The 8,027-nt window shown below is 29.1% G+C and carries 6 protein-coding genes, 1 tRNA gene and 1 riboswitch; of the genes, 1 reads left to right on the top strand and 6 read right to left on the bottom strand.

The features are described 5' to 3' along the window. Window positions 1-179: 179 nt before the first annotated feature. Genes ACRDDY_RS16860 through recD2 form a run of 3 tightly spaced genes read right to left on the bottom strand, consistent with a single transcriptional unit; the run spans window position 180 to window position 4,016 of the window. The gene (locus ACRDDY_RS16860; RefSeq protein WP_438566099.1) at window positions 180-809 is read right to left on the bottom strand and encodes a ComF family protein; all 630 of its coding nucleotides are present in this window, start codon (window positions 807-809) and stop codon (window positions 180-182) included. After that, on the bottom strand, window positions 782-1,768 hold the full coding sequence (locus ACRDDY_RS16855) for a hypothetical protein (protein ID WP_438566098.1): 987 nt from the start codon (window positions 1,766-1,768) through the stop codon (window positions 782-784). Before ACRDDY_RS16855 ends, ACRDDY_RS16860 begins: the two co-directional genes overlap by 28 nt. Before the next feature lie 13 nt (window positions 1,769-1,781). After that, window positions 1,782-4,016 carry an SF1B family DNA helicase RecD2 gene (gene recD2 / locus ACRDDY_RS16850; protein WP_438566097.1) on the bottom strand — a complete coding sequence of 745 codons (2,235 nt, stop codon included), beginning with the start codon at window positions 4,014-4,016 and terminating at the stop codon, window positions 1,782-1,784. 125 nt (window positions 4,017-4,141) lie between these two features. On the opposite strand from recD2, the gene nagA reads away from it, so the two are divergent. Beyond that, entirely contained in the window at window positions 4,142-5,278 is a 1,137-nt protein-coding gene (gene nagA / locus ACRDDY_RS16845; protein ID WP_438566096.1) for an N-acetylglucosamine-6-phosphate deacetylase, read from the top strand. 50 nt (window positions 5,279-5,328) lie between these two features. On the opposite strand, the gene ACRDDY_RS16840 is transcribed toward nagA, so the two are convergent. From ACRDDY_RS16840 to ACRDDY_RS16830, 3 genes are all read right to left on the bottom strand, one after another. Beyond that, window positions 5,329-6,012 carry a hypothetical protein gene (locus ACRDDY_RS16840; protein WP_438566095.1) on the bottom strand — a complete coding sequence of 228 codons (684 nt, stop codon included), beginning with the start codon at window positions 6,010-6,012 and terminating at the stop codon, window positions 5,329-5,331. A gap of 170 nt (window positions 6,013-6,182) precedes the next feature. Continuing rightward, window positions 6,183-7,361: a methionine adenosyltransferase gene (metK, locus tag ACRDDY_RS16835; RefSeq protein ID WP_438566094.1), complete on the bottom strand. Its 1,179-nt coding sequence runs from the start codon at window positions 7,359-7,361 to the stop codon at window positions 6,183-6,185. Between the two features lie 83 nt (window positions 7,362-7,444). After that, window positions 7,445-7,552: riboswitch (SAM riboswitch) on the bottom strand. A 345-nt stretch (window positions 7,553-7,897) separates the two neighbouring features. Next, window positions 7,898-7,982, bottom strand: a tRNA-Tyr gene (locus ACRDDY_RS16830). Between the last annotated feature and the right edge of the window lie 45 nt (window positions 7,983-8,027).

The following is an 8,027-nucleotide window of genomic DNA, read 5'->3' as shown; positions in this document are numbered from 1 at the left end:
CGCCTACTGGAGCTTTCGCTACCCAGAATCAACCTCTCACTACTAACACTCTCAGATTTAACTGGTAGGACTTACATCTATACCGCACCATGCTCACTAGAACTTTGCCTAGGTTACGTGGATCGTTTCGCCTGCGACTAGCATCGACTTTCAACCACAGACCTAACTTTACATTAATATTATATATCACTTTTCCCAATAGTCAACAGTTTTATACTCAATATATCATTATTTTTTAAAATTTTTTCACATTCTTTTATAGTTGAGCCTGTTGTAATTACATCATCTATTAGAAGTATTTTCTTTTTATAAATTAATTTAGGGTTTTTACAAATAAATGCCTCTCTAACATTCTCTTCTCTTTCTTTTATTCCTAATGTTTTCTGCTCCTTTATTTCTTTTACCTGCTTTAAAGTATCTATCACTTGAATTTCTAAAGCTTTTCCAATCTTTTTAGCTATATATTCACACTGATTAAAACCTCTTTTTTTCAGCTTTTTTTTACTTATAGGTACATAAGTTATAATATAATCTTTATCTATATCCTTTAATTTTTCAATTAAAAATTCACTTAATATATCTCCAGATATAAAATTTTTACTAAATTTAAAACTTAATATTAATTTTTTTAGAGTTTTATTATAGTATGCATAACTAATATCATCTATCTCACATAATATTATATTTTTTCTGCATCTAAGACAAATTCCTTCAACATCATCTTCTCTACATATAACACATTTATTTTCTACTGGAAATAATACTTTTAATATTCCTTCTTTTATATTTTCAAATACTCTTCGTCCCATAATTTTTTATTGAATTTTCTTGTTAAACTTCTTGCTCTATCCATTTCATCTGTTTCAGTCCTTGATACTAATATAACCTCTGCCATAATATCATTATTTCTTGTTACTTTTCCACACATATAAATAATCTTTTTATAGTCTACCTTTATATTATCTGCAAATAAAGCAATTATGCCATCTAACTTTTCAAATCCACCTAGTTCCTCCATGCTATTAGTTATTATAAATATTGCCTTATTTTCTGTATTTAAATCATTTTTATACTCCTCTGATTTAAATATTTTCACCCCCTCTAATTTTATCTCATTTACATAATAATAATATAGGCTTTCTATTTCATCATAGTATGGCACCCAAAATACTACTTTACTTTTTCTCTCTTTAAACCATAATATATACTCATATAGACTATTAGGGATATCTTTCTTTAGATCTATTCTAGTTGTAATAACCCGTGGCTCTACAAATCTATTTTTCATCTTAAACCTACTTACATCATTTCCATTATTAGAAATAGAGTTTGTTTCTATACTATAAATTATAATTTTTCTTGTATGTTCCTTGCATTTTTTATAAAGTCCTTCTAAAGATTCTTTATTAACTTTAAAATATGTTGATATATCATCTATTATTATTAAATCATAGTATTTTGTAATATTATATGTATACTTAAAAGACATAAAAGCAATATCTACATCACTTAACCCATTTCTGGTATACAATACTTTTTTTTCTTTTCCTAAATTAATTTTATCAATTAATTTTGCATCTACTTCTTCTTTTCCATAAATATAAAGAATTTTTTTATCCTTTCTTACTATTTTACTTATTATTTCTGAGAAAATAGTGTTGCTTTGAAAAGGTCTTCCATAAAAATTAATACACTCTTCGTCTCCCTTTATCCACTCTTCAAGTTTTCTATTAATATTTTTCATTTCTTTATTTATATTTTCTCTCAAAGCAAACTTCCTCCTATTTCTCTACAAATTCATTATCAGTTATTTCTTTTATTTTATGTTCTAGCGCTGAATATCTTTCCATACTCTTAGTATTTTTCACCATATAATTTAAAGCTTTTGGCATTCCTACAACCACAACTAACTTTTTAGCTCTTGTTATTCCTGTATACAATAAATTTTTATTCATTAACAAAGGTGATCCCATAAATGCTGGTATTATTACAACCTTAAATTCACTACCTTGACTTTTATGAATAGTAATTGAATATGCAAGCTCTAATTCATCTACATAGACATAATCATATTTCACTCTTCTTTCATCATCAAATATAACAATTACTATTTTCTCTTCTTCATTTATGCTTTGGATAAACCCCATATCTCCATTGAAGACACCTACACCTTCATATTCTCCATCTCCAGCTACTCTAGTCCATTTTAAGGTATAATTATTTTTAGTTTGCATTACCTTATCACCTTCTCTAAAAATAGTTTCCCTTACTTTTTTCTCCTTTTTGTAACCTTCTTTTGGATTTAGAACTTCTTGTATTCTCTCATTCATATTTTCTACACCTAATATACCTTTTCTCATTGGTGTTAAAACTTGAATATCTTTAAGTTTATCCCATTCTTTATTAAAAGTAGGTAATCTTCTATTTATTAAATCAATAATAGTTTCTAAAATTTCCTCTGTATTTTCACTTCTTATAAAATAAAAATCATTTCCTTTTTTATTTAAATGAGGCATTTCACCATTATTTATTCTATGCGCATTTACTGTGATTAAACTTTCTGCTCCCTGCCTAAATATCTCTCTAAGTCTTATAACCTTAATAAACTCACTATTTATTAAATCATTCAAAACATTCCCTGGTCCTACTGATGGAAGCTGATCTACATCTCCCACTATAATAAGTCTTGTTCCAAGCTTAATTGCTTTTAAAAGACTATTCATTAAATTAACATCTATCATAGATGCTTCATCTAATATTATTACTTCTCCCTCTAAAGGTTCTCCATCTCCTTTTAAAAATGTAGTTCTTTCTCCTTCTTCATCAGATACACCCATTTCTAGAAGCCTATGAATAGTCTTAGCTTCACGCCTTGTAGACTCTGACATCCTTTTAGCTGCTCTTCCTGTTGGAGCTGCTAAAAGAACCTTAAGACCATTTTTTTCGTATATATCTATAATACATTTTATTATTGTTGTCTTTCCTGTACCAGGACCACCTGTAATAATTTCTATCCCCTCTGAAAAAGCATTTATTATAGCTTCCTTCTGTGATGGTGCAAATGTTATACCTTGACTTCTTTCAAACATCTTAATTTCATACTCTACATCTGTATTTATAGTTTGAAAGTTCTCTATTCCAAGTTCTATAATCTTTTTAGTTATTCCAAGTTCACTATAATAATATGTAAGAGAAAAAACTGCATCTTTCCCGCCAATCTTTTCCATCATAATACTTTTCTCTAAATATGCACTATATATATTTTCTTCAACTAATTCTTTATCAACTTCTAATGCATCTGCTGCTTCTTCTATTAATTTTTCTTTAGGCATATACGTATTTCCATTAGCACAGAATTTACCTAAAATATATTCTATTCCACTCTTTATTCTAAATTGTGAATCTTTTAAAACCCCCATATTCATGGCAATTTTATCTGCTGTTTTAAAACCAATTCCTGAAATATCTTTACATAATCTATATGGATTTTCTTTTACAATATTTTTAGAACTATCTCCATATTTCTTATAAATCTTTATACATTGATTATTAGTAAGTCCATACTCTGATAAAAATAAAATTACATCTCTTAATCCCTTTTGTTCCTCATAAGATTCGCAAATAATTTTAAATTTCTTCTCACCAATTCCATCAACTTCTCTCAATCTTTCAATGTTAGTTTCTAAAATATCTAACGTATTTTCCCCAAACTTATCTACTATTTTCTTCGCTGTCACAGGTCCTATTCCATAAATTACTCCAGCACTTAAATATTTCTCTATCCCTTCTTTTGAGGTAGGAAGTATTTCCTCATAATTCTCTACTTTAAATTGCTTTCCAAAAGTTTTATGTACCATCCATTCTCCTGTAAGCTTTACATGTTGTCCTTCCTTTACAAAAGGTACAACTCCAGTTGCTGAAATAATTTGTTTATTTATATTAACTTTGAATACAGTATATCCAGATTCCTCACTTTTAAATACTATCGTTTCAACTAAACCTATTATACTTTCCATTTTTTCTCTCCAAATCGCTCCTTAGTATTTATATTATTGACTATCTATTATATAATTATATCATAAGGCATTTAAGTAAATTTATTTATGTCTAGGAAAATTTAAAAATTTGGAGGTGTATTTTTATGTTAATTAAAAATTGTAAAATTATCTATTTAGATAAAATTGAGGAAGGTTCTGTTCTTGTTGAAAATGGAAAAATAAAAGAAATAAACCCTACAAATGTTAATACTGACACTATAATAGATGCTGAAGGTATGTATTTATCTCCTGGATTTATAGATGTTCATATTCATGGTGCTGGTGGACATGATACAATGGATGGAACAACGGTTGCTATAAATGAAATCGCTAAAACAATTTGTAAGTTTGGAACTACTTCTTTTACGCCAACCACTATGACTGTATCTGTTGATGCTATTAAAAAGTCAATGGCTTGCATAAAAGAATTAAAATTAAATGGTACAGATGGTGCTAATGTTCTTGGTGCTCACTTAGAAGGACCATTCATAAGTCCTAAGGCAATTGGTGCTCAAAATCCAAACTTTTTACAAGTTCCATCAATAGAAACTTATAATAAAATGGTTGAAGGTTCTGAAGATGCAGTAGTTTCTGTAACTGTAGCACCTGAAGTTGAAGGAGCTAAAGAACTTATTAAATACTTAAGTGAAAAAGGTATTGTTTGTTCTATTGGACATACTAAAGCTACTTATGAAGAAGCAATGGAAGGAATTCATTGTGGTTGCTCACATGCAACTCACCTTTATAATGCTATGACAGGATTCACTCATAGAGCACCTGGTGTTGTTGGTGCTGTATTTGATACAGATATTTCAACTGAAACTATCTCTGATGGAATTCACATAGCTTATCCAGCTTTAAGAGTTGCATATAAGCAAAAAGGAATTGATAAAGTTCTTCTTGTGACTGATGCAATGATGGCTTGTGGAATGCCTAATGGAAAATATGGTCTTGGTGGTCAAGATGTTTTTGTTAAAGATGGTGCTGCAAGACTTGATGGTGGAACTTTAGCAGGTTCAATCCTTACTCTTGATAAAGCAGTTCATAATGTATATAAAAATACTAATTATCCTTTATATGAAGTTGTAAGAATGGCTTCTTATAATGGTGCAAAACACTGTAAAGTTGAAAATTCAAAAGGTCAAATAAGAGAAGGCTTTGATGCTGATTTACTTATCTTTGATGAAGATATCAACGTAAAAAAAGTTATTATCAACGGAAAGCTAGTACACGAAGCTTAAACTTTAAAAGAGCTATTTAATAGCTCTTTTTTCATTTTCTTTCTATTACTCTATTTAAATATAAAATAAAACAATAATAAAAATAATATTACAACAATACTTGTTGTTATTAATTTATATTTTATAATACCTCTATTATCTTCTATTATTTCCATTACCCTATCTTCAACTTTATTTTCATCTTGTATTATTTTTCTCTCTATTTCCTCACTCTCTTCTATATCTACCTCTTTAATTTCTATCTGCTTCTCTTCACTTTTCACATCTTCTATATTTTCTAAATTTTCCTCATTTACTCTATATACCGAGCTTTCATCTAAATCTATCTGTACTTCTTCTAATATTACCTCCTCTATTTGCTCTTTTTCAGATATTAGCTCCTTCTCTCTCATCTCTTCTATATCCATATTTTCTAACTGAATATTTTCATCTTTTTTTTCTTCTACTTCATTTTTTTCATTTTCAACTATTTCACTTTTTCCTTTCTCATTTTTTGAATATATTTCTATAGTTCTATTATCATTTTCCTTCTTTTTAACTTCTTTTAAATTTTCATTTCTTTCCTTATTAATAGATTCTACTTCTTCACTACTTTCTATATCAGATATATTAATTTCTTCCTCAGAAGCTTTCTCATCACCTCTAACTCTTGATCTAGTAGTTCTTACACTTCTCTTTTTCTCAATTATATTTTCTTCTGTCTCTTTTTTAGTTTTATAATTTCTATTTCTCATTTTCTTCCCTCACAAATAAATATTATTTTCACTTATTAATATATTTTTTTCTATATGTATTGCTACTAAAAGGATTATTTTGCTTAAACCTCACTATTTATTCATGATTATTTTTTATAAATTTTGCATAAAAAAGAGCTAATGTATTATCTACATTAGCTCTTTTCTAATTATTTCATTAATGATTTTATTTCTTCAACCTTAGTTAAAGCTTCCCATGGAAGATCAACATCTGTTCTTCCAAAGTGTCCGTAAGCAGCTGTTTGCTTATAGATTGGTCTTCTTAAGTCAAGATCTCTAATTATAGCTCCTGGTCTTAAATCGAATACTTTTTCTATTATTTCGATGATTTTATCATCTTCAATTTTTCCAGTTTTGAAAGTATCAACAACTATTGAAACTGGCTTAGCAACACCTATAGCATATGCTAATTGAACTTCTAACTTGTCTGCAACACCTGCAGCTACTAAGTTTTTAGCAACCCATCTTGCAGCATAAGCAGCTGATCTATCAACTTTAGTTGAATCTTTTCCTGAGAATGCTCCACCACCGTGTCTTCCCATTCCACCATAAGTATCAACTATAATTTTTCTTCCTGTTAAACCACTATCTCCTTGTGGTCCACCAACTACGAATCTTCCTGTTGGGTTGATGTAGTATTTAGTGTTTTCATCTAATAATTCTGCTGGTATTACAGCTTTAATTACATGCTCTTTTAAGTCTTTTTGAATTTGCTCTAAAGTAACTTCTTCTCCATGTTGAGTTGAAATAACTATAGCATCTATTCTAACTGGCTTATCATCTTCATATTCAACTGTAACTTGTGTCTTACCATCTGGTCTTAAGTAAGCTAAAGTTCCATTTTTTCTTACTTCTGTAAGTCTTCTTGATAATCTATGCGCCATTGCTATTGGTGCTGGCATAAATTCTTCAGTTTCATTTGTAGCAAACCCGAACATCATTCCTTGATCTCCAGCTCCTACTGCTTCAACCTCATCTTTTTCACCTTGTCTTGACTCAAGTGCTTCATCAACTCCCATAGCGATATCTGCACTTTGCTCATCTATAGTAGTCATAACTGCACATGTATCACAGTCAAATCCATACTTAGCTCTATCATATCCAATTTCTCTTACAGTTTCTCTTACAACCTTTGGAATATCAACATAACAGTTAGTTGTGATTTCCCCCATTACCATTACCATTCCTGTAGTTACTGCAGTTTCACAAGCTACTCTTGCATTTGGATCTTTTGCTAATATTGCGTCTAATACTGAATCAGATATTTGATCACAGATTTTATCTGGATGCCCTTCTGTTACTGATTCTGATGTGAATAATCTTCTCATTTTATTATTCTCCTTCCAATTCTATAAATTTTTCTTTATAATAAAAAAACTCTTCCATGAAGAAGAGAACTAGTTTCCTATTCTTCTCATCTCGTAGATAATCTACTGGAATTAGCACCACACATACTAAATTAATATTGCAGGTTGCTGGGTTTCACAGGGCCGTATCCCTCCACCTCTCTTGATAAGAGTTTTGATATTTATTTTTATTTCATTTGAAATTTTAACATAGTACTTTTTCTTAGTCAATACATTTTTTTACATAAAATCCTTATATTTTTTTTATTAATTATTCTTTAACACCTTTTCAAGCTTTAAATTAAAGGATTTATACTAGTAATTCAATCAAATACTAATATAAAATTTAAAATTATATACATTTTCTTAATATTTATATTATTTCATTATTCTTTTATATCTTTCACTTCATTATTGATTACATTTTTATGTTAAGATTAAAATTATTAATCTTCTTCTTAAAGCTTAATAGTTTTTAATTTAAAATGTAAAAAACGCTAAGAAACTTCCTTAGCGTTTGGTGGTGGGAGAAGGATTCGAACCTTCGAAGCAAGTTGCAACAGATTTACAGTCTGCCCCCTTTGGCCACTCGGGAACCCCACCTTATTTGGAGCTGGCAATAGGAATCGAACCTACAACCTGCTGATT

Source organism: Clostridium sp., from assembly GCF_051656525.1.
Classification (GTDB): Bacteria; Bacillota; Clostridia; order Clostridiales; family Clostridiaceae; genus Clostridium.
This window is presented reverse-complemented; position numbering and strand designations above follow the sequence as displayed.

Bases quoted from the DNA above. Each gene is read 5' to 3' on its own strand.
- ACRDDY_RS16860 (WP_438566099.1), bottom strand. From the start codon at position 809: ATGGGACGAAGAGTATTTGAAAATATAAAAGAAGGAATATTAAAAGTA.
- recD2 (WP_438566097.1), bottom strand. From the start codon at position 4,016: ATGGAAAGTATAATAGGTTTAGTTGAAACGATAGTATTTAAAAGTGAG.
- nagA (WP_438566096.1), top strand. From the start codon at position 4,142: ATGTTAATTAAAAATTGTAAAATTATCTATTTAGATAAAATTGAGGAA.
- ACRDDY_RS16840 (WP_438566095.1), bottom strand. From the start codon at position 6,012: ATGAGAAATAGAAATTATAAAACTAAAAAAGAGACAGAAGAAAATATA.
- metK (WP_438566094.1), bottom strand. From the start codon at position 7,361: ATGAGAAGATTATTCACATCAGAATCAGTAACAGAAGGGCATCCAGAT.